Origin of the sequence: Methylobacterium terrae (assembly GCF_003173755.1) — a bacterium.
Taxonomy (GTDB): Bacteria; Pseudomonadota; Alphaproteobacteria; order Rhizobiales; family Beijerinckiaceae; genus Methylobacterium; species Methylobacterium terrae.
Genome location: NZ_CP029553.1, coordinates 1,900,385 through 1,922,052, shown reverse-complemented (window position 1 = coordinate 1,922,052; position 21,668 = coordinate 1,900,385). Strand labels below are relative to the sequence as shown.

The window sequence follows — 21,668 nt, the reverse complement described above, 5'->3', positions numbered from 1 at the left end:
GGGATCTCGGTGGCTGCGCTCACAGCTCGCCTCCCGCCACCGCGACGGCCTGGCCGGTGACGGCGCCGGCGTCTCTCCCGGCGAGCCACATCACGGCGTCGGCCACCTCCTCCGGGCGGATCAGGCGGCCCATCGGGTTGTGGCGGGTGAACTCGGTCAGGAGGTCGTCGCGCCCGCGGCCGGTCTTCGCCTCCAGCCCGTCGATGGCGCTGCCGACGAGGTCGGTGTCGGTGAAGCCGGGGCAGACCGCGTTGACGGTGATGCCGGTGGCGGCCAGCTCCAGGGCCAGCGCCCGGGTGAGGCCGACGACGGCGTGCTTGGCGGCGCAGTAGGCGCCCACGTAAGCGTAGCCTTTCAGCCCGGCGGTGGAGGCGACCGAGACGATCCGTCCGCCCCCCGCCGCCTTCATGCCCGGCACCACGGCGCGGGCCGCCACCAGCACCGGTTCGAGGTTGAGCGCCATCATCCGCCGCAGGGTGTCGACGTCGCTGCGGGCGAGCGGCGCGGTCTCGGCGCCGCCGGCATTGTTGACCAGCACCGCGACCGGGCCGGCCTGCTCGGCGGTCTCCGCCAGGGCGCGCTCCAGGGCCGCCGCGTCGGTCACGTCGGCCGCGACGGCGTGAGCCGCCCCGAGTTCGTCGCGCGCCCGCGCGGCGCTCGAAGGCGTGCGGCCGAGCACGGTCACCCGCTCCCCCGCCGCCACGAACCCGGCCGCGATCGCCCGCCCGATGCCGCGGGCGGCGCCGGTGACGAGGACGTGGCGGGGAGAGGGGTTGGTCATGGATATTTCAACCTTAAAGGATTTGGGCGCGGGTACCCCTCTCCCGCGGGCGGGGAGAGGGGTACCCCTTGTCGGGGTCGCAATGAGCCCGAAGGGCGAGGATGAGGGGGGTGTTTGCCGCAAGAGCCTCATTCGGCACGTCCCCCTCACCCTCGGCTTCCGCCTCGCTTCGCCCCCGACAAGGGGGGCGAAACCCTCTCCCCGCCCGCGGGGAGAGGAGAGTGCTCACGGCGCGGCGTGCCTCACACCGCCATCCTGAGCGGACTCACCTTGCCGGCCACCGCGAACCCGGCCTTGCCGGCGTAACCCCCGACGATCGCCTGCCTCTCGGCGTGGCTCAGCACGTCCTCGATCCGGGCGAACCCGGCAGGGGCCCGCTTCTCGACCTCGTCGATCACCCGCTCCGGCCCGCCCTTGCGGTTGAGCATCACGATCTCGGCGGTCTTCGGCCGGCGCTCGGCCTCATAAGCATGGAGCGCCTGCATCGGGTGCTCGGCCCGGGCGAGCGCGTCACTGATCGCCCGCGCATCGAGGATCGCCTGCGAGGCGCCGTTCGAGCCGACCGGGTACATCGGGTGGGCGGCATCACCCAGCAGCGTCACCCAGCCGTGGGTCCAGCTCGGCAGCGGATCGCGGTCGCACATCGGGTACTCGAAGATCTGCGGCGTCGCCTCGACGAGCGCCGCGAGGTCGAAATCCGGCAAGGCGAAGCGACGGGCGTAGGGCAGCACCTGCGAGCGGTGGGCGGGGCGCGACCAGCTTTCCTTCGGCGGCGGCGAGACGGCGCCGTCCGCCATCTTCACGAACACCACCCAGTTCATGAGCTGGCGCCCGCCCTCGGCCTCGGCGATCGGGTAGAGGACGCATTTCGCCCCCATGCCGCCGCCGATCGCCATGGTGCGGCCGTCGCCCCAAGGTGCCCACTCGGTGGCGCCGCGCCACATCAGCACCCCGTCCCAGCGCGGCGGGCCCTCGTCGGGGAAGAATTTTTTCCGCACCACCGAGTGGATGCCGTCGCAGGCGACGAGCACGTCGCCCCGCATGGTGCGGCCGGCATCGCCTCTCAGCGAATCGGTGAAGTGGGCCGTGACCCCGCCCTCGTCCTGCAGGAAGCCGGCGAGCGACAGGCCGGTCTTGACCGCGTCCGGCCCGAGGCGCTCGCGCACCGCGTCGTAGAGCACGGCCTGGAGGCGCCCGCGATGGATCGAGAATTGCGGCACCGGGTGGCCGGCATCGATCCCGCGCGGCTCGCGCCAGACCTCCTGGCCCTGGCGGTTGAAGTAGGCGAGTTCCTTCGTCCGGATCGCCACCCGGTCGAGGGCCGGCAGCAGGTCGAGCTCGGCGAGCTCGCGGATCGCGTGCGGCAGGGTGTTGATGCCGACCCCGACCTCGCGCACCTCGGAGGCCTGCTCGACGATGGTGGCGCGGATGCCGCGCCGGTGGAGCATCAGGGCGGTGGCGAGCCCGCCGATCCCGGCGCCGACGATGATGACGCGCATAGGCCTCACTCCGCGTCCGGGGGCGGCAGGAAGTCGACCTCGTGCTTGGCCGAGATCGCCACCACGTCGGCCGGGTTCGCCTGCGGTCCGAGATTGTGCAGGGCCCAGAACAGGTCGTAGAGGCGGCGCGCCGGCGAGACCCAGAAGACGCACTTCACGTCCGCGTCCGTCCGGTTGAACAGCCCGTGCGGCTGGCCCCGCGGCAGCCGGACCGTGTCGCCGGGCTCGGCCACGCTCTCCTGCCCGTCGAGCACGGCGGTGAGCTTTCCTTGCAGGATGTACAGGAACTCGTCCTGCGTCGGATGGATGTGCGGCGGCACGAAGGTGCCCGGCGGGAAGGTGGCGTGCCAGGACAGCGAGCTCTCGGTGTGCTGCTTGGGCACGTAGATCTGCCCGAGGATGTTCCAGCGGACGCCCTCGATGCCGTCACCGGCGCGGGTGATGCCTGCGGTCATGGGGGTCATGCGGTTACTCCTTCGACAGATGTTTCACACATGAAGGAACCGGTCCTTCACCTCCGGCGCCTGCCGGAGCGCCGCAGTAGTGCCGGTCCAGACCACGCGGCCCTTCTCGATCACCACGTGGCGGTCGGCGAAGCGGGCCAGGGCATCGACGTTCTTGTCGATCACCAGGATCGCCTCCCCCTCGTCCTTGATCGCCCGCAGGCAGGCCCAGATCTCCTCGCGGATCAGCGGCGCCAGCCCCTCGGTCGCCTCGTCGAGGACGACGAGGCGCGGGTTGGTCATCAGCGCCCGCCCGATCGCCAGCATCTGCTGCTCGCCGCCCGAGAGCTGGTCGCCGCCGTTGCGCCGCCGCTCCTTCAGGCGCGGGAACAGGCGGTAGACCGCGTCGAGATTCCACTTCGCGGCCCGCCCGCCGCGATGGGTCGCCACCAGGTTCTCCTCGACCGAGAGGGTCGGGAAGACCTGGCGGCCCTCCGGCACCAGGCCCAGGCCCCGTCTCGCGACGAGGTGGGACGGGCGCCCGGCCATGTCCTCGCCGTCGATCAGGATCCGGCCGGCCCGGGGCTTCAAGAGGCCGAAGATCGACTTCACGGTCGTGGTCTTGCCCATGCCGTTGCGGCCGAGCAGCGTCACCACCTCGCCCTTGGCGACCGACAGGTCGATCCCGAACAGGATGCGGGAATCGCCGTAGGCGCTCTCCAGTCCCTCGACGGTGAGCATCAGGCCGCCTCCTCCTCGCCGAGATAGGCCGCGCGCACGGCGGGATCGGTGCGGACCACCTCGGGCGCACCGCTGGCGATGACCCGGCCGTAGACCAGCACGCTCATCCGGTCGGCGAGCGCGAACACCGCGTCCATGTCGTGCTCGATCAGCACGATCGTGTGGGTGGCCTTCAGCTCGCGCATCAGCCCGACCAGGATCGCCGATTCCTCCGGGCCGGTGCCGGCCAGCGGCTCGTCGAGGAGGAGCAGGCGGGCGTCCGTTGCGAGCGCCACCGCCAGTTCGAGCTGGCGCTTCTCGCCGTGCGACAGGCTGCCGGCCCGCCGCCCGGCCCGGTCGGCGAGGCCGACGCGCGAGAGCGCGGTCATCGCCTCGGCGTTGAGCGCCGTCTCGCTCGCCGCGGGGCGGAAGAACCGGAAGCTCGAGCCGGAGCGGGCCTGGACCGCGAGCGCGACGTTCTCCAGCACCGAGAACCCGTCGAGGATCGAGGTGATCTGGAACGAGCGGGCGAGCCCCCGTCGCACCCGCGCCACCATCGGCAGCGCCGTCACGTCCTCGCCGGCGAGGTGCACCGTGCCGGAATCGCTCGCCAGGCTGCCGGAGAGCTGGTGGATCAGCGTGGTCTTGCCGGCGCCGTTCGGGCCGATGATCGCGTGCAATTCGCCCGAAGCCACGTCGAGGCTGACGTCGTCGGTGACCTTGAGCGCCCCGTAGGACTTGCGCAAGGACCGAACGGAGAGAAGGGGATCCCGGAGGAGCGGGGTCACGCGCGCCTCCCGAGCTTCGCCGCGAGCCCCGCGAGGCCGCCGCGGGAGAGGAGCACGACCGCGACCAGCATCAGCCCGAGGCCGAGGCGCCAATGGTCGGAGTAATGCGCCAGCACCTCTTCCAGCGCGATGAGCGCGGCGGCCCCGACGACCGGCCCGATCAGCGTGCCCATGCCGCCGAGCACCACCATGACGATCAATTCGCCCGAGCGCTGCCAGCTCATGTAGGCCGGGGAGGCGAACTCGGCTTGGTTGGCCAGCAGCACCCCGGCGAGACCCGCGATGGCGCCGGCGATCACGTAGGCGGTGAGCCGGTAGGGCAGGGGCGAGAAGCCGATCGCCTGCATCCGCACCGCGTTGTCGCGGCTGCCGCGCAGGACCCGGCCGAAGCGCGAGGCGACGACGCGGCGCAAGCCGAGGAGCGCGATCGCCAGCACCGCCAGCACGCAGTAGAACAGCGCCGGATCGCCCTCAATCAGCCGCATCCCGAACAGGGTCGAGCGGCCCGACAGCGGCAAACCGTCGTCGCCGCCGTAAGCGGCGAGCGAGACCATGAAGAAATACGCCATCTGCCCGAAGGCCAGCGTGATCATGATGAAGTAGACGCCGCGGGTGCGAAGGCTGATCGCCCCGGTGACGAGGGCGAAGAGCGCGCAGACGAGAGCCGCCACCGGCGCCTGCACCGCGAGGTCGCGGATGCCGTGGGCGTCGAGGATGCCGACCGCGTAGGCCCCGAGCCCGATGAAGGCGGCGTGGCCGAACGACACCATCGCGCCGTAGCCGAGCACGAGGTCGAGGGAGAGGGCGGCGAGGCCGAAGATCATCATCCGGGTCGCGGTGACGACCAGGAAGGGCAGGCCCGCGGCCTCCGCGGCGACCGGCAGGGCGGCGAGCGCGGCGAGAAGCAGGCCGGCAACGGCCGTAGCGGGGAGTGCGGCCCGGCGCCGGGGCGGTTCGGCGGCGGCGCGGGCGACGAGCGTCGTCATCGGGACCCCCGCGCCGGGAACAGGCCGGAGGGCCGGAAGAACAGCACGGCCGCCATCAGGATGTAGATCAGCATCGGGGCCAGCGTCCGCCCGGTCTGCGAGGCGGCCGACGCATCCATCACGCTGCGCAAGAGGATCGGCCCGAAGGTGCGGCCGAGCTGGTCGGCGAGGCCGACGAGGAGGCCCGCCACGAAGGCGCCCCGCACCGAGCCGACGCCGCCGATCACGATGACCACGAAGGTCAGGATCAGCACCGAATCGCCCATGCCGGGATCGACCGACAGGATCGGCGCCACCATCGCGCCGGCGAAGCCCGCCAGCATCGCGCCGAGCCCGAACACCACCAGGAACAGCCGGCGGATGTCGATGCCGAGCGCCGCCACCATCGGCCCGTTGCTGGCGCCTGCCCGCAGCCGCATGCCGAGCCGGGTGTGGTTGACGAGGAGGTGGAGGCCCAGCGCCGTCGCGAGGCCGGCGGCGATGATCGCGACCCGGTAGAGCGGGTAATGCAGGCTGCCGACGAGCCGGACGGAGCCCGACAGGGCGTCCGGCACCGGCACGCTCATCGGGGCGGCGCCCCAGACGATCCGCACGCCCTCGTTGAGGATCAGGATCAGCCCGAAGGTGGCGAGCACCTGGTCGAGGTGGTCGCGCCCGTAGAGGTGGCGCACCACCAGGAATTCGAGGGCGAGGCCGAAGGCGAGCGTCGCCGGCAGGGCCAAGAGCAGCCCGAGGCCGAAGCTGCCGGTGGCGGCGGTGAACGTCGCCGCGAGGTAGGCGCCGATCATGTAGAGCGCGCCGTGGGCGAGGTTGATGAGGTCCATCACCCCGAAGATCAGCGTCAGCCCCGCCGCCACCAGGAACAGCAGGATGCCGAGCTGGACGCCGTTGAGCGCCTGGATCAGGAACAGGTTGAGCATCAGCCCGGCATCCTTTTATTCGTCGATCACTTCATCTTGCACTCGGCAGCATAGTTGTCCTGATAATTCGAAAAGATCTTCTCGGCGATCTGGGTTTCGTACTTCCCGTCGGGCCGCTTGGCGGCCTTGACGAGGTAGAAATCCTGGATCGGGTAGTGGTTGTTGCCGATCTTGAAGTTGCCGCGCAGGGACTGGAACTCGGCGGCCTTGAGGCCGGCGCGGATCGCGTCCTTGTCCTTCAGGTCGCCCTTGGCGCGCTTGACCGCGGCGTCGATCATCAGGGCGGCGTCGTAGGCTTGCATGGCGTAGGTGCCCGGCACGCTGCCGTACTTCTTCTCGTAGGCGGCGACGAAGGCCTTGGATTGCGGGTTGTCGAGGTTCGGCGCCCAGTTGGCGCCGCCGTAGTAGCCGACCGCCGCGTCCTTCTGGGCCGGCAGGGTGCTCTCGTCGACCGTGAAGGCGGAAAGGAACGGGATCGTGCTGAGGCCCGCCTGGCGGTACTGGCGCACCAGGTTGACGCCCATGCCGCCGGGCATGAAGGCGAACACCGCGTCGGGCTGGGCCGCCGAGATCTGGGCGAGCTCGGCCGAGAAGTCGAGCTGGCCGAGCGGCGTGAACATCTCGTTCACCACCTCGCCCTTGTAGGAATGCTTGAAGCCGGCGAGCGAGTCCTTGCCCGCCTGGTAGTTCGGGGCCAGCAGGACGAGGCGCTTGTAACCCTTGTTCTGCGCGTACTTGCCCAGCACCTCGTGGACCTGGTCGTTCTGGTAGGACGAGACGAACAGGTTCGGGTTGCACTCCGCCCCGGCATAGTTCGAGGTGCCGGCATTGGGCGAGATCAGGAAGGCGCCGCCATCGGTCACCGGGCGCACCACCGCGCGCAGGACGTTCGAGAAGGTCGGCCCGACCACGAAGTCGACCCGGTCGCGCTTCACCAGTTCGCGCGCCTTGTTGGTGGCGACGTCGGGCTTCAGCTCGTCGTCGACCGTCACCACTTCGACGTCGAGGCCGCCGAGCTTCTTGCCCAAGCTGTCGAGGGCCAGCAGAAAGCCGTCGCGGCCCTGCTCGCCGAGTACGGCGGAGGGGCCCGACAGGGTGAACATCAGTCCGACCCGGACCTTCTCGGGCCCTTGCGCGGCGGCGGGCCCGGCCAGCAGCGTGGCGCCCAACAGCGCGGTCGCGAGGCGGCTGGCGTTCCGGATCGACTTCATCCCGTGTGTCCCCTTCGTGTCGAGAGCATCGTCGGCACTTGTCCGGCGCGAAGCGGCCGAAGTCGAGTCGGCGCGGGAGGCGAAGGCGGCGCTTCTTTCGTCGGATCCCGACACCGCTCCGCCCGGAATACTTTACGCATGAAATATCTCCTGGCAACCGCCTCCGATGAATTTTCCGTCCTGCCGCATCCTTGTGCATTGCAGCGAGCATAATGCTGAGAAACAAGACATTTTGATCGCTGCGCTGCAGCAATCGGCCGAGCGTTCCCGATCGATGATCGCGTCGTCCCCGGTCAGCCGGGCGATCCGGCGCCTGCCCCCTTGCGCCACGATATTTCAAGTATAAAGTTTCTTCGCCGGCGACCCCGCCGTCCCACGAAGGAGCCCTCCATGCGCGTCACGGTGATCGGCGGCGGACCCGGCGGGCTCTACTGCGCGCTCCTGACCAAGAAGCGCCGGCCCGGCTGGCAGGTCGAGGTCTACGAGCAGAACCGGGCCGACGACACGTTCGGCTTCGGCGTCGTGTTCTCCGACGAGACCCTGCACGAGTTCCTGTCGCGCGATTCCCGCTCCTTCTCCCGCATCCAGGACGCGTTCTCGTACTGGGACGACGTCGCGATCCACAAGGAGGGTCGGGTGATGCGGTGCGGCGGCAACGGCTTTGCCGGGGTGAGCCGGATGCGCCTGCTGCAGATCCTCCAGGAGCGCTGCCGCGAGGAGGGGGTGGACCTGCATTTCGGCGAGAGCATCCCGCCCGACCGGCTCAAGGAGCGCTTCCCCGATTCCGACGTCATCGTCGCCTGCGACGGCATCAACTCGCGCATCCGCGAGCACTTCCGGGAGGAGTTCGAGCCCGAGGTCGAGATCAAGTCCAACCGCTTCTGCTGGATGGGCTCGACCCGGCCGATGGACGAGTTCAACTACTTCTTCCGCGAGACCCCGCACGGCATCGTCTGCGCCCATACCTACCAGTACGAGCCCGGCCGCTCGACCTGGGTGTTCGAGATGGACGAGGCCTGCTGGCAGGGCCACGGCTTCACCGAGACCGACGAGGAGGGCTCGCGCCGGATCCTCGAGCAGCTCTACGCCGAGGAATTGCAGGGCCACGGCCTGCTCCTCAACCGCTCGACCTGGCGCCGCTTCCCGCGGATCTTCTGCCACGCCTGGTCGCACGACAACATCGTGCTGCTCGGCGACGCCAAGGCCTCGGCGCATTTCTCGATCGGCTCGGGCACCAAGCTCGCGATGGAATGCGCCATCGCGCTCTCGGACGCGCTGGTCGAGAAGGGCGAGGAGGACGTGCAGGCGGCCTTCGCGGCCTACGACCGGGCGCGGCGCACCCCGGCCCAGGTGGTGCAGCACAATGCCGACGTGTCGCTCGCCTGGTTCGAGCACATGAACCGCTCCTGGGACATGGATCTCGAGCAGTTCTCGATGGTGGTGATGTGTCGGGCGAAGTCCGTCACCTACGACAACCTGGTGGTGCGCGATCCCGCCTACGTCGCGGCGGTCGACGACGCCTTCTACGCCCGCCTCCATGCCGAGACCGGCGAGGATTACCGGGAGAGCCGGCCGACGCCGATGTTCACGGGTTTGCGCCTTCGCGAGATGCGGATCCCGAACCGGGTCGCGATGGCGCCGATGGCGCAGTACTCGGCCGACGAGGGCGGCAACCTCACCGACTGGCACTTCGTGCACTACACCTCGCACGCGCTCGGCGGCCCCGGCCTGCTCTTCACCGAGATGACCTGCCCGTCGGCGGACGCCCGCATCACCCCGGGCTGCCCAGGGCTCTGGACCGACGCGCACGAGGCGCAATGGGCCCGCATCGTCGATTTCGTCCACGCCCACACCGACACGAAGATCGTGATGCAGCTGGGGCACGCCGGCCGGAAGGGCTCGACCCAGGTCGGCTGGGAGCGGATGGACCGGCCGCTGCCCGAGGGCAACTGGCCGATCGTCTCGGCCTCGGCCCTCCCCTATCTCGATCGCGTGAGCCAGGTGCCGCGCGCCCTCGACCGGGCCGGGATGGACCGGGTGCGCGACGAGTTCGTGCGAGCCGCCGAGCGGGCGGCGCGGGCGGGCTTCGACATGCTCGAACTGCACTGCGCCCACGGCTACCTGATGGCCTCGTTCCTCTCGCCGCTGACGAACGCCCGCACCGACGAGTACGGCGGCTCGATCGAGAACCGCCTGCGCTTTCCCCTCGAGGTCTTCTGCGCCATGCGGGCGGCCTGGCCGGCGGAGCGGCCGATGTCGGTGCGCATCTCGGCCACCGACTGGGCCGAGGGCGGCATGAGCGAGGCCGACACGGTGGCGGTGGCGCGGGCCCTGCAGGAGGCGGGGTGCGACCTCGTCGACGTCTCGGCCGGCCAGACCGTCGCCGACCAGCGCCCGGTCTACGGCCGGATGTTCCAGGTCCAGTTCGCCGACGCGATCCGCAACCACGCCCGCAACCGGGCGCCGATGGCGGTGATGGCGGTGGGAGCCATCACCGAGGCCGGACAGGTCAACACGATCCTGCATACCCGCCGGGCCGACATCGTGGCGCTCGGCCGGCCGCATCTCTGGAACCCGAACTTCTGCCGCCAGGCCTCGGCCTGGTACGATGCCCGCACGCAGGCCTGGCCGAAGCCCTACCTGCCGGGCCGCGACCAGGCCCACCGCGAATTGCCGAAAGCGCGCGAGCAGGAGATCGCCCTGCGGCGCAAGGCCCGGCCGCGGCCGCATCAGGCGGGGCAAGGGACGGCGCAAGGAGCAGGACAGGCGGCGGAGTAGGGGGAAAGAGACGCTTGCCCGATCGATCGCCCCCATGATGATTGTTCAGACGTTACGATGCTTCTTGCGCCAGCAACGCCTTCGTTCATCAAGGCATAACGAACGCGCCCTAACACGAGTTAGTGCCTCGAATGGCGAGGCGGGTGCGTCGATGCTGGGCAGTCGCAGGATGAAGTTGTCAATCAAGCACGTCCTGATCGGGACGATCATGACGTTGATGCTGTTCAGCGTGGCGCAGGGCGGCAACGGGATCATGCGGCTGCTGACGTTGCGGGACGACATCGTCGACATTGCCAAAACCCGGATTCCGGCCTCGAACCTGATCAGCCAGATCTACGCCGAGACCCAGAGCTACCGCATCCACCTCTACCGCTTCGTCGTGACCTCGACGGACGACGCCGCCTACGACCGCAACGAGCAGGCCCTGACCGACAGCCGCAAGGCGCTGGTCGACCTCCAGGCGCGCTACGAGCCGCTGATCTCCGGCACGGAGGAGCGGGCGGCGTTCGGGCGCTTCGTCACCCAGTGGAGCCGCTACCTCGAGGGCCAGAAGAACGTGACCGGCGCGATGGCGGCCGGCGACCAGGCCTCGGCGCTCGCCATGCTGACGGGCCCGGAGATGACCGGCACCAATGCCGAGGCGACCGGCGCCCTGAAGGCGATCGTCGCGATGAATGCCGGGTCCGCCCTGGCGAGCGCCGAGCACAGCAGCGCCAGCGCCGATGGCGGCATCCTGGCCGCCGCCGTCATGACGGCCCTCGCGCTCGCGGCGGCGACCGGCGCGGTGATCTTCAGCCTCATCGGCATCGCCCGCCCGATCGCCCGCATGACCGCCGCGATGGGCCGGCTCGCCGGACACGACCTCGCGGTGGCGATCCCCGGCACCGGCCGGCGCGACGAGATCGGCGCGATGGCGGCCGCCGTGCAGGTGTTCAAGGACGGCCTGATCCGCGCCCGAGCCCTCGAGGAGGAGACCGTCCTCGCCCGCGCCTCGGCGGAGGAGCAGCGCCGCGCCGGCATGCGCGGGATGGCGGACGCCTTCGAGCGCGCCGTCGGCGGCATCGTCGGCCGGGTCTCGGCCTCCGCCACCGAGCTGCAGGCCACCGCCCAGGCGATGACCGCCACCGCGACCCAGACCGCCGCCCAGTCCACCGCCGTCGCGGCGGCCGCCGAGGAGGCTTCCTCCAACGTCGGCACCGTCGCGGCCGCGGCCGAGGAGCTCGGCGCCTCGGTCCAGGAGATCGGCCGCCAGGTCGACGGCTCGGCCCGGCTGGCGCAGGCCGCGGTCGCCGAGGCCGGACAGACCGCGCATCAGGTCCGGGCGCTGACCGAGGCGACCGCCCGCATCGGCGACGTGGTCGGGCTGATCTCCTCGATCGCCGCGCAGACGAACCTGCTGGCGCTGAACGCCACGATCGAGGCGGCGCGCGCCGGGGCGGCCGGCCGCGGCTTCGCGGTGGTGGCCGCGGAGGTCAAGGAACTCGCCGGCCAGACGGCCCGCGCGACGGAGGAGATCACGAGCCAGATCGCGGCGATCCAGGCCTCGACGGGTCAGGCGGCCGGCGCGATCGGCACGATCACCGCGCGGATCGAGGAGATCTCGGGGGTGGCGACCTCGATCGCGGCGGCGGTGGAGGAGCAGGGTGCGGCGACCCAGGAGATCGTCCGCAACGTCTCGCAGGCCGCCTCCGGCACCGGCGAGGTGACCGGCAACATCGCCGGTGTGGCGGGCGCGGCGGAGGAGACCGGCGCCGCGGCGACCCAGGTACTCGTCTCGGCTTCCGAGCTGTCGCGGCAATCCGAGCACCTCTCGGCGGAGGTGGCGCGCTTCCTCGATACCGTGCGGGCGGCCTGACCCGGCCGGGCCGGGAGGACGCCGCCGTCGCTCACCGCGCCGGCGGCGCGAACAGCCCGAGGAAGAGCGGCCGCGCGTAGAGGTCGGCCGCCGTCTCCGGGGTCACCCCCGGCACCCAGGCCGGCAGCTCGGCGGCGGCGTTGACCATGCTCGAGACGAGCTGCGCGGCGATGCCGGCATCGAGCGGGCGCACCGAGCCGTCGGCCATGCCGTCGACGAGGCAGAAGCCGAAGCGCTCGGTCAGGCGGTTCATGGTGCGGCGCGTCTCGGTGCGCAGGGCCTCCGGCAGCGCGCTGAAGGCGGTGACGCGCAGGAGCGGACCGCCGGGGCCGAGCTGGCTGCGCACCAGGGTGGCCGAGGCGGTGCAGATCCGGTCCCAGCCGCTGCCGCCGCCCGCGTCGGCCGCGTCCTGCACCGCCCGGATCTGGGCGAAGCTGCGCGAGAAGCAGTTGGCGACGAGGTCGTCCTTGTTGTCGTTGTGGTGGTAGAACGAGCCCTTGGTGACCTTGAGGAGCCCCGAGATCTTCTCCACCGAGGCGCCGCGATAGCCCTGCTGGTTGATGAGGATCGTGGCGGCGCGCAGGAACGCCTCGGGCGAGACCTCGCTCTCCTCCGGCGGCGCCTGTTCGGGTAGGAGGGCCGGTCGCCACTCCGAGCCCGGGCCCGCGAGGCCGCGGGTGAGGAGATCGGCCATCCGGGCGCCGGCCCTCGCGTAGTCCCGCGGCTCGTAGCGGTGGATCCACAGCCGCGTCGAGTGCATCACCGAGAGCAGCAGGTGGGTGCGGGCGTTCCGGTCCGCCCGGTCGAGGCCGTCGTCGAACCACCCGCGCAGGCGGCGGAACAGGGCGTTGTAGGCGGAGAACACGCTCTCGGCCTGGGGCGCGGGCAGCGCCCGCACGTCGTTGAGCACGGCGATGTCCGGCTCCTCGCCCGCCGCCGTCGCGGCCCGGTGGGCGACCACGAGGTCGAGGAGGCGGGCGAGCCGCGCCGGTCCGTCGGGCGCCGCCTCGGCCCGGGCCACCAGCCCGTCGAGCACCCCGATCGTGTGCAGGAAGCAGGCCGCCGCCAGGTCCTCCTTGCGGCGGTAATAGTAGGTCACGCTGTTCGTCATCAGCCCGACGCTGCGGGCGACGTCGGCGAGCGTCGTGCCCTTCACCCCGGCCTCGTTGATCAGGGCGGCGGCGGCGTGGAGGATCGCGTCGCGCTTCTGGGCGTAGCGCCGGGTCTGGCGCGGCGCCGCCTCGGGGGCGGGCACGGTCTCGGGATCGAGGCTGCGGGGCATGGGGGGATTGAGCACTGTCGCGGGCCCCCTGACAAGGAGGATCGCGACGAGGCGGTGTCACGGCTCGACGCCGTAATGCTCCCGGTACCAGGCGACGAAGGCCGGGATGCCGGCCTCGATCGGCGTCGCCGGCACGTAGCCGACGAGGTCGCGCAGGAGGTTGGTGCTCGCTTCCGTGCGCTCGACGTCGCCGGGCGGCAGGTCGCGCAAGTGGCGCACCGCCTTCCGGCCGAGGGACGCCTCCAGGGCGTCGAGCATCGCCGCGACGCTCACCGGCCGCCCGCCGCCGATATTGACCATCCGGTAGGGCGCGACCGGGCTCAGGGTGTCGGCCGCCGAGACCGGCTCGGCGCCGGCCGGGGGAGGGGGGGCGTCGATCAGCCGGGCGATGCTCTCGACGAGGTCGTCGATGTAGGTGAAGTCCCGCACGGCCCGGCCGTGGTCGTAGACGTCGATCGGCTCGCCGGCCAGGATCTTCCGGGTGAACAGGAACAGCGCCATGTCGGGCCGGCCCCACGGCCCGTAGACGGTGAAGAACCGGAACGCCGTCGTGGGGATCTTCCAGAGATGGGCGTAGGAATGCGCCATCGCCTCGCCGGCGATCTTCGAGGCGGCGTAGATGGTGAGCGGCCACACCGCCCGGTCGGTCTCGCGGAACGGTACGCTCCGGTTGCCGCCATAGGCCGAGGAGGTCGAGGCGAAGACGAGGTGGCGCACCGGATGGGCCCGGCAGCCCTCCAGCACCTGGAAGGTCCCCACCACGTTGCCCGAGACGTAGGCCTCCGGGTGCTCCAGGCTGTAGCGCACCCCGGCCTGGGCGGCGAGGTGCACCACCACGTCGGGCCGGGCCTCGGCCATCACGGCCGTGAAGGCCCCGGGCTCCTCCAGCAGGAATTCGTGCGACGAGAAGCCCGGCAGGGCCGCGAGCCGCGCCAGCCGCGCCCGCTTGAGGGCGACGTCGTAGTAGTCGGTCAGCCCGTCGATCCCCACGACCTCGTGGCCGGCCCGGAGCAGCCGGTGTGCGAGGTGGAAGCCGATGAAGCCGGCCGTGCCTGTCACGAGGAAGCGCATGGCGGGTCCCTGGCGCGGGCCGGGAAAGCGCCCGCCCGGGGCGGTTACACCGGCGGGGGGCGGGTTGCCAGCCTCCGAGACGCGGGACCCGATGGAAGCTGGGTCTTGCCGCTGCGTCAGGAGGCGTGCGACACGGGTTTTCGAGCAGCAAGGGGCGGATTCTCGCGAACCCGCCCCCGCCGTTCGAAACGTCATGTCCCGTCCCGGGGGGGTGTGTGCCGATCGCACAGTGACCGTTTCCCCAGGCGCACGTTTTCTATCTAGTTCAAGGTTGGGCCGCATGCAAGACGACCTGTGGAGAGATGGTCGGCTGCAGCGCCAATTCGCGGCGTCCTTGAGCCAGCCGCGCTTCAACCGTTACTTGATAGAATCAGGCGGGGATGAGTTTGGGGCGCTGAAACTTTATAGTTGGAATTCTCGGCTTTCAAAAGAGTTATATATCTATCTGCAAGCTTGGGAAATCTGCCTGCGGAATCGGCTGAGTGAATTCCTGATCTGCCGGTACGGTCGGGCCTGGCCCTACGATGTCGGCGGCCTGAGGCGGCAGCTGACCAGGACCGACGAGGACCGCCTGTCGCAAGCGAGGGAGCGACAGGAGAGAAAACGCCGCGTGGTCCCGGCTCCTCTGCCGGCCATCGTCTCCGATCTCTCAGCCGGCTTTTGGGTTTCGCAGCTCTCGAAAAGCTATGAGATCGCACATGTCTGGCGTAAAAACATGCCGAAGATCCTGCCGCACGAGCCCAGCCTCGACCGGCCGACAGCTTGGTCGATCTGCAACGAGATGCTGACTTTACGCAATCGAATCGCTCATCACGAGCCGATCTTCCATCTCCCGCTCGACAAAGGTTACGACGATCTTCAGCGTATCGTCGCCGCCCTGTGTCCGGGCACCCGCGCGTTCGCCGAGGCGCATAGCGGTTTCGGACCGGTGTGGCAGGCAGGCCCGTGAGGACCCGCGGCACCCTCAGAACACCTGCCGCAGGCCCCAGTACAGGACCCCCGCGAGCGTGATCGCCGCCGGCAGGGTCAGGATCCAGGCGAGCGCCAGGTTGCGCACCGTCGCCATCTGCAGGCCGGTGCCGTTGGCCCACATCGTGCCGGCGACGCCGCTCGACAGGATGTGGGTGGTCGAGACCGGCAGGCCGTAGGCCTCGGCGAGCCCGATCGTGCCGGCGGCGACCGCCTCGGCGGACGCGCCTTGCGCGTAGGTCAGGTGCTGCTTGCCGATGCGCTCGCCGACCGTGACGACGATCCGCTTCCAGCCGACCATGGTGCCGAGGCCGAGCGCCAGGGCGACCACGACCTTGACCCAGGTCGGGATGTAGCGCGTGCCGTCGTCGAGGGTGTGCCGGTAGTCGCCGAGGGTCTTCTTCTCGGCGTCGCCGAAGGGCGAATTGTCGCCGGTGAGCAGGCGCACCGCGTCGCCCGCGAGATACATGTCGGCGCGCAGGTTCGGCGTCGCCTCCGCCGGCACGTGCCGGATGGCGCCGTAGCTCTGCACCTGCGCGGCGATGTCGTCGGAGAGCCCGGCGAGCGCGGCGTAGGCCTCGGGCGTCGCGAGGGCCTTCGCGGGCGACTCCGCCTTCAGGGCCTCGCCGACCTTGGCGCGGGCGCCCGCGGCCTCCGGCACCGGCGCCGATCCGGCATGGTCGCGAAACACCCGGCTCGCGCCTTGCGAGCCCTGCACGAAGGCGGGCGTGCTCGAATCCGGCATGGTGCGGTTGAGCGCGTAGGCGGTCGGGGCGGCGCCGATCAGGATCAGCATGATCAGCCCCATGCCCTTCTGGCCGTCGTTGCCGCCATGCGCGAAGGACACGCCGGTGCAGGTCAGGATCAGGAGGCCGCGGATCCAGGGCGGGGGCGGCGCCTCGCCCTCCGGCGCGCGGTAGAGTTCGGGCCGGCGCACCAGGCGCTTGAGCACGAGGAGCAGGCCCGCGGCGCAGACGAAGCCGACGAGGGGGCTGAACAGCAGCGATTCGAGCACGCTCAGGGCTTGGCCCCAGGCGACGCCCGAGGCGGCGTGGTGGGGCGCCATGAGCTGGTTGGCGAGCCCGACGCCGATCACCGAGCCGATCAGCGCGTGCGACGAGGAGTTCGGCAGGCCGAGCGCCCAGGTGCCGAGGTTCCACACGATGGCGGCGAGCAGGAGGGCGAAGATCATCGCGTAGCCGGCCCCCGAGCCGACCTGGAGGATCAGCTCGACCGGCAGCAGCGTCACGACGCTGTAGGCCACCGCCCCGGTCGAGGCCATGACGCCGAGGAAGTTGAAGGCACCCGACCAGATCACCGCGACGAGGGGCGGCATCGAGTGGGTGTAGATCACGGTCGCGACCGCGTTGGCGGTGTCGTGGAAGCCGTTCACGAACTCGAAGGCCAGCGCGATCACCAGGGCGAGGCCGAGCAGCGCGAAGGCGCCAATGGCGAGCGGCGGCTGGCCGGCCCGGTGCATGTCGGCGACGAGGTTGTAGCCGCCATAGGCGAGGCCGGCGGCCAGCACCGCCACGAACCCCATCGTCGCCGCGGGGTGGAGGGCGTGGTCGAGCCGGGGGCGGCCGTGACCATGCGCCGCGCCGGGGCGGTCGGGAGCGAGAGCGGCATCGGTCATCGGGAACTCGCTGTAGCGGCGCCCCGCAAGGATAGGGCGGCCGGATGGCAAGTCGATGACGGCGCCGGATTCGGCGGGAGGCCGCGGGGAGCCCGCCGGCACTCGAAAACCCGGTGTAAATGCTTAAGGGGCTTGCGTTCTGCGTGACGCAACCCCAAATTCACACGATCACCGCTGCCCTAGCGACGCGCGTGCGCGCCGCCGGGGCGTGGATCCCTTGACGACGTATCCGGCGACGGATCCGCCCGCAACGAACCGGCCCGGCGCCCTTCTGGTCGAGGGTGGCGGATGGCCAGCGAGTCAGTACCCGATGAACCAGCTCGTGCGCATGTCGCATATCGTGACCGCAGACGCCGTCGAGGAGCCCTCCCCGAGTCTCCGGGTTCCTTTCGCCCAATCGGGCGCCTTCGTGTGCAAGTTCATCATCGGCGAGCCGAACGACCGTGCGGTCTGCTGCGGCGCGCCGGTGCAGGATGGAAAGAGCTGGTGCGCCTTCCACCGCCGGATCGTGTTCGAACCGACCCGGCCGGGGCGGCTGCGATAGCAGAGGTCGGCCGGGACCGCTACCCCGTCCCGGACCGTTCTTCGGCCCGTTCGACCATTCGGTCGTCCATCGGGCCTCGGGCCGCGCGCCCGTAGATCGGAAACGCCTCCTGCCGGCCCCGCAGGGCCGAGCGGCTGACCTCGTGCCATTCCGCGTCCGGGACCTGCGCCGCGTCGAGGGCGGCCTGCGACGCCAGCGTCGTGACCCCGAAGGTCTTCGTCGCTTGCTCCAGCCGCGCCGCGACGTTGACCGCGTCGCCCAGCACCGTGAATTCGAGCCGGTCGTCGTCGCCGACCACGCCGACGAACACCTCGCCGCAATGCACCCCGATGCCGATCCGCACGGGGTCTCGATCCTGGACCCGGGCCTCGCCCGATCCGGCATTCCACTCCGCCACCAGGGCCTCGAGCCGCCCCGAGAAGGCCAGCGCCTGGGCGGCGGCATCCGCCCGCGCCTCCGGCACGCCGAACACCACCAGGGCCCCGTCGCCCATGAACTTGTCGATCACGCCGCCGGTCTCCCGGGCGGCCTGGGCGACGCAGCGGCGAAAGCCCGTCACCAGGATCGCCACCGTCTCGGGATCGGCCCGCTCGGCGATCGTCGTCGAGCCGCGCATGTCGACGAAGGCGATCCCCGCGTGGCGCCGCTCCCCGAGCCGCAGGCCGCCGCCCTGCTCCATGCTGCCGCCGCGCTCGAGCAGCGGCGCCAGCTCCGCCGGCAGGAAGCGCGACAGGGCCGCCCGCCGCCCGGCCTCGCGCAGGGCCAGGATCGCCAGCAGCGCCATGACGCCGACCGACACGACGCTGCCGATCCCCACCATCGTCTCGATCCGGTGGGCGTGCTGCTGGTAGCCCAGCAGCAGCGCGTCCTCCCGGGCGCGCATCGCCTCGATGATCCGGCGGATCTCGTCCATCTCCGCCTTGCCCTCGCCGGCCCGCACCAGGGCGAGCGCGCGATCGCGGTCGCCGGCCTTGTCGAGGGCGATGGTCCGGTCGAGCTCGGCGAACTTGCGGGCGATGGCGGGGCGCAGGGCGGCGATCCGGGCCTCCTGGGTCGAGGAGGAGCGCAGCTCCGCCTCCAGCTGCGGCAGCTCGGCGGCGATGCGCGCCTGGCCTTCGGTGTAGGGCACCAGGAAGGCCGGATCGCCGGTCAGCAGGTAGCCGCGCTGCCCGGTCTCGCTGTCGAGGAGGTCGGCCAGCACCTGCATCAGGATCCGGTCGATCGAGAGCGTGTGGGTGATGCGGTGCTGCACGCTGCTCTGCCAGGCGAGCAGCAGGCCGTTGGCGGATCCCACCAGCAGCAGCAGGGCCGCCCCGACGGAGGTGAGCCCCGCCCGGCTGCGGACGCGCCCGAGTTGGCGGCCGAGCGCCCGGCGGGCCGGGGGACTGTGCGTCGGGTCTGGCGTCATCGGCGGTCGAATCGTCCGGCGCCGGGCGCGGGACGGGCCCTCGGCTTCCGGCGATATGGGACGCGTCCCGCCGCCCGCAATCGACCGGCCGGCCTACTTCCCCTGACGTCGGTGCCGCTCCGACGAGTTCCGGTTCGAGACCGAGCCGCGGGATCCCCCGGAGGGGACGATCCCACGCCTCACGCCTGCCCCGCTGCCCGGCGCCGGGCCGGCGCGTCGCCCTCCTGCCCGTCCTCTCGCCGCTCCTCCGGCCGTGCCGCGCCCGGCTCGCCCAAGGGCGCCACGATGGTGCAGACCACGCCCTCGCGCGGGAAGCTCAGGCTCACCGTGCCGTCGAGCTCGCGGGCGAGGCTGCGCTCGATCAGGCGGGAGCCGAAGCCGGTGCGGGTCGGGGGCACGACCGGCGGGCCGCCGCGCTCCTGCCAGCGCAGGCTGAGCCGCCCCTCGGCGACCGTCCACGACAGCGCGACCTGTCCGGCCGGTACCGAGAGGGCGCCGTACTTGACCGCGTTGGTGGCGAGCTCGTGCAGCGCCATCGCGATCGACAGGGCGATGCGGGGCGGCAGCCGCACGGCGGGACCGCCGACGGCGAAGCGCGGCTGCGGTCCCGGACCGTCGAGGGGAGCGAGGGCGTCCTTCACCACATCGGCGAGTTCCGCCCCCTCCCAGCTCTCGCGGGTCAGCACGTCGTGGACGCGGGCGAGCGCGATCAGCCGCGCCTCGAAGGCCGCCTTCGCGGCGTCGATCGTGGCGGCGCCGACCGCCGGGCCGTCGAGGCCGCGCAGGCTCTGCATCGCGATCGACTGCACGGTGGCGAGCGTGTTCTTCACCCGGTGGTTCAGCTCGTGCACCAGCAGCCGCAGGTGCTCCTCGGCCCGCTTGCGCTCGGTCACCTCCTGGTGGATGCCGATCACCCGGCGCGCCCGGCCGCCGGGCTCGCGCTGGACGATCGCCTGGGCGCTGACCCAGCGCAGATGGTTCTCGTCCGGCCGGATCCGGAACTCGGCGCGGTACTCGGCCTCGCCCGCGAGCAGCGCGACGAGCGCCGCCTCGATCCGCGCCCGGTCCTCCGGGTGCACGGTGCGGGTCCAGGCCTCGTGCGAGAGCGGCGCCTGCCCGAAGATCTCGGCCGAGCGGGCCGAGAGGCGGTGCTGCCCGGTGGCGAGGTCGATCTCCCAGGTGCCGAGCCGGCCGGCGGCCAGCGCCAGCCGCAGGCGCTCCTCGCCCTCGCGGAGCGCCGCCTCGGCGACCTTGGCCTCGGTGATGTCGACGTTGCAGCCGGTATAGCCGAGGAAGCGGCCGCGATCGTCGAGGCGGGCGACGCCCTCGCACAGGATCCAGCGCGTCGCCCCGTGCTTGTCGATGACCCGGGTGGTGCAGCGGAACGGCTCGCGCGCCGCGAAGGCGCTCGCGAAGGCGGCCTCGAAGCCGGCGAGGTCGTCGGGATGGAGAAGCTCGCGCCAGCGGCCCTCCCGCAGCGTCTCGGTCGAGCGGCCGAACAGGTACCCGTAATGCAGGTTGACGAAGGCGATCTCGCCCTCGGCATCGGTCATCCAGATCAGGGCCGGGGCGGAATCGGCCATGTGGCGAAAGCGCGCCTCGCTCTCGCGCAGGGCGACGAGGCCCCGGCTCTGCTCGTCGAGCGCCCGGTCGCGTTCGGCGATGCGCCGCCGCAGGCTCTGGGAGGCGTCGGCCAGCGCGTCGGCGAGCTGGCGGATCTCGCGGATCGGCGTCGAGACCCGCGGCACCGGCTGGCCGACGGCGAGCGCCCCCCCTGCCGCCGCGAGCTGGCGCAGGGGCTCGGCCACCCGCGCCCAGAGCCGCACCGCCAGGACCGACGACACCGCGAGCGCCAGGAGCCCGAACCCCCCGAAGGCCAGGATCCAGTGGCGCAAGGGCGCCTCGACCCGCTGCTTGGGGATGCTGGCGCCCACGGTCCAGCCCGCCGCCTTCGCGGCGGTCTCGACGTAGAGCACCGGGCGCCGGCGCCGGTCGACGCCCTCCCAGATGTCGGCCGCGGCGGTCGCGGTGCCGCGCAAGGACGCCTGCATCGGCTGGCCGGCGAGCGTCGCGTGGTCCTCCGAGCGGGCGAGCAGGATGCCGTCGCGGTCGACGATCCCGGTGGTCCAGCCCGGCGCGAGGTCGTGGATCAGGATCTGGTGCAGCCGCTCCACCGGCACCGTGACGCTGAGCACGTAGGCCGGCGCTCCGTCGACCATCACCGGCACCGCCACGTCGTAGGTCGGCGGCCGGCCGGGGGTGCCCGCCCGGGCGCCGCCGATCACCGGGCGCCGGGTCGCCAGCACCGCGGCATCCTCGGGATGCGGGTCCTGCGGCAGCGGCGCGCCGGGGGGCAGGGCGGTGTTGACGAGCTGCGTCCCGTCCGGGCGGCGCAGCGAGAGCTCAAGGCCCGTCGTCTCCCGCACGGCCCGGGCCTGGACGTCGAACCCGCCGAGATTGCCCGGCCCGAGCCCCGCCTGGCGCAGCCGCGGCGAGGTCGCGAGGGTCTGCAGCACCGAGACCAGGCCGGCCATGTCGCGGTCGATGCTGAGCGCGATGCCGCGCACGCTCTCGCGAGCGTCCTGCTCGAAGCGGATCCGCTCCAGGGCGGCGTAGCGGCCCAGCAGCACGGCGGTGAACAGCAGGCCCGGCCCGATCAGCGCGATCGCCAGGGCGACGAGGTAGACCTGCGTCGAGAGCCCGTCCCGCCGCAGGGCGTTGAGCCGGCGGCGGATCATGGCTTGCATCCTGCGGCGCGCGGGGCGCGCGGTCGGGTC

Annotated in this window: 17 protein-coding genes; 4 read left to right on the top strand and 13 right to left on the bottom strand. The window is 71.6% G+C overall.

The genetic code is table 11. The annotated features are described in order from the left end of the window. Window positions 1-19 precede the first annotated feature (19 nt). The 8 genes from DK419_RS08605 to DK419_RS08570 form a co-directional block, all read right to left on the bottom strand. A complete protein-coding gene (locus DK419_RS08605; RefSeq protein ID WP_109958715.1) occupies window positions 20-781 on the bottom strand; it encodes an SDR family NAD(P)-dependent oxidoreductase in 762 nt (253 codons plus the stop codon). A gap of 242 nt (window positions 782-1,023) precedes the next feature. Next, window positions 1,024-2,280 (bottom strand): flavin-dependent oxidoreductase, encoded by a 1,257-nt coding sequence (locus tag DK419_RS08600; protein WP_109958714.1) that lies wholly within the window; start codon window positions 2,278-2,280, stop codon window positions 1,024-1,026. A gap of 5 nt (window positions 2,281-2,285) precedes the next feature. After that, window positions 2,286-2,744: a cupin domain-containing protein gene (locus DK419_RS08595; protein ID WP_109958713.1), complete on the bottom strand. Its 459-nt coding sequence runs from the start codon at window positions 2,742-2,744 to the stop codon at window positions 2,286-2,288. A gap of 24 nt (window positions 2,745-2,768) precedes the next feature. Further along, window positions 2,769-3,464, bottom strand: a complete 696-nt coding sequence (locus tag DK419_RS08590) for an ABC transporter ATP-binding protein (protein WP_109958712.1) — start codon at window positions 3,462-3,464, stop codon at window positions 2,769-2,771. Next, a complete protein-coding gene (locus DK419_RS08585) occupies window positions 3,464-4,231 on the bottom strand; it encodes an ABC transporter ATP-binding protein (protein ID WP_109958711.1) in 768 nt (255 codons plus the stop codon). The genes DK419_RS08590 and DK419_RS08585 overlap by 1 nt, the downstream gene beginning before the upstream one ends. Continuing rightward, a complete protein-coding gene (locus DK419_RS08580; RefSeq protein ID WP_109958710.1) occupies window positions 4,228-5,217 on the bottom strand; it encodes a branched-chain amino acid ABC transporter permease in 990 nt (329 codons plus the stop codon). The genes DK419_RS08585 and DK419_RS08580 overlap by 4 nt, the downstream gene beginning before the upstream one ends. Then, window positions 5,214-6,137, bottom strand: coding sequence for a branched-chain amino acid ABC transporter permease (locus tag DK419_RS08575; RefSeq protein WP_109958709.1), 924 nt, complete (start codon window positions 6,135-6,137; stop codon window positions 5,214-5,216). Before DK419_RS08575 ends, DK419_RS08580 begins: the two co-directional genes overlap by 4 nt. A gap of 26 nt (window positions 6,138-6,163) precedes the next feature. Next, the gene (locus tag DK419_RS08570; RefSeq protein ID WP_109958708.1) at window positions 6,164-7,348 is read right to left on the bottom strand and encodes an ABC transporter substrate-binding protein; all 1,185 of its coding nucleotides are present in this window, start codon (window positions 7,346-7,348) and stop codon (window positions 6,164-6,166) included. A gap of 390 nt (window positions 7,349-7,738) precedes the next feature. Here DK419_RS08570 and DK419_RS08565 point away from each other — a divergent pair, with 390 nt between their 5' ends. Beyond that, complete coding sequence (locus DK419_RS08565) at window positions 7,739-10,126, top strand: oxidoreductase (RefSeq protein ID WP_109958707.1); 2,388 nt, start codon at window positions 7,739-7,741, stop codon at window positions 10,124-10,126. A gap of 169 nt (window positions 10,127-10,295) precedes the next feature. Further along, window positions 10,296-11,981 carry a methyl-accepting chemotaxis protein gene (locus tag DK419_RS08560; protein ID WP_109958706.1) on the top strand — a complete coding sequence of 562 codons (1,686 nt, stop codon included), beginning with the start codon at window positions 10,296-10,298 and terminating at the stop codon, window positions 11,979-11,981. Between the two features lie 31 nt (window positions 11,982-12,012). On the opposite strand, the gene DK419_RS08555 is transcribed toward DK419_RS08560, so the two are convergent. Together DK419_RS08555 and DK419_RS08550 are read right to left on the bottom strand one after the other, a co-directional pair. Further along, a complete protein-coding gene (locus tag DK419_RS08555) occupies window positions 12,013-13,263 on the bottom strand; it encodes a TetR/AcrR family transcriptional regulator (protein WP_109958705.1) in 1,251 nt (416 codons plus the stop codon). Between the two features lie 57 nt (window positions 13,264-13,320). Beyond that, window positions 13,321-14,334 carry an NAD-dependent epimerase/dehydratase family protein gene (locus DK419_RS08550; RefSeq protein ID WP_109958704.1) on the bottom strand — a complete coding sequence of 338 codons (1,014 nt, stop codon included), beginning with the start codon at window positions 14,332-14,334 and terminating at the stop codon, window positions 13,321-13,323. Window positions 14,335-14,614: 280 nt separating this feature from the next. Here DK419_RS08550 and DK419_RS28550 point away from each other — a divergent pair, with 280 nt between their 5' ends. Then, complete coding sequence (locus DK419_RS28550; protein ID WP_162561173.1) at window positions 14,615-15,283, top strand: Abi family protein; 669 nt, start codon at window positions 14,615-14,617, stop codon at window positions 15,281-15,283. Window positions 15,284-15,298: 15 nt separating this feature from the next. Here DK419_RS28550 and DK419_RS08545 read toward each other — a convergent pair whose 3' ends face one another. Beyond that, window positions 15,299-16,939 (bottom strand): inorganic phosphate transporter, encoded by a 1,641-nt coding sequence (locus DK419_RS08545; RefSeq protein ID WP_109958703.1) that lies wholly within the window; start codon window positions 16,937-16,939, stop codon window positions 15,299-15,301. 310 nt (window positions 16,940-17,249) lie between these two features. On the opposite strand from DK419_RS08545, the gene DK419_RS08540 reads away from it, so the two are divergent. Next, a complete protein-coding gene (locus DK419_RS08540) occupies window positions 17,250-17,483 on the top strand; it encodes a GcrA family cell cycle regulator (protein WP_048430796.1) in 234 nt (77 codons plus the stop codon). A 19-nt stretch (window positions 17,484-17,502) separates the two neighbouring features. Here DK419_RS08540 and DK419_RS08535 read toward each other — a convergent pair whose 3' ends face one another. Both DK419_RS08535 and DK419_RS08530 read right to left on the bottom strand, forming a co-directional pair. Then, window positions 17,503-18,891 carry an adenylate/guanylate cyclase domain-containing protein gene (locus DK419_RS08535; protein ID WP_109958702.1) on the bottom strand — a complete coding sequence of 463 codons (1,389 nt, stop codon included), beginning with the start codon at window positions 18,889-18,891 and terminating at the stop codon, window positions 17,503-17,505. A gap of 179 nt (window positions 18,892-19,070) precedes the next feature. Continuing rightward, window positions 19,071-21,629, bottom strand: a complete 2,559-nt coding sequence (locus tag DK419_RS08530; RefSeq protein WP_109958701.1) for a sensor histidine kinase — start codon at window positions 21,627-21,629, stop codon at window positions 19,071-19,073. Between the last annotated feature and the right edge of the window lie 39 nt (window positions 21,630-21,668).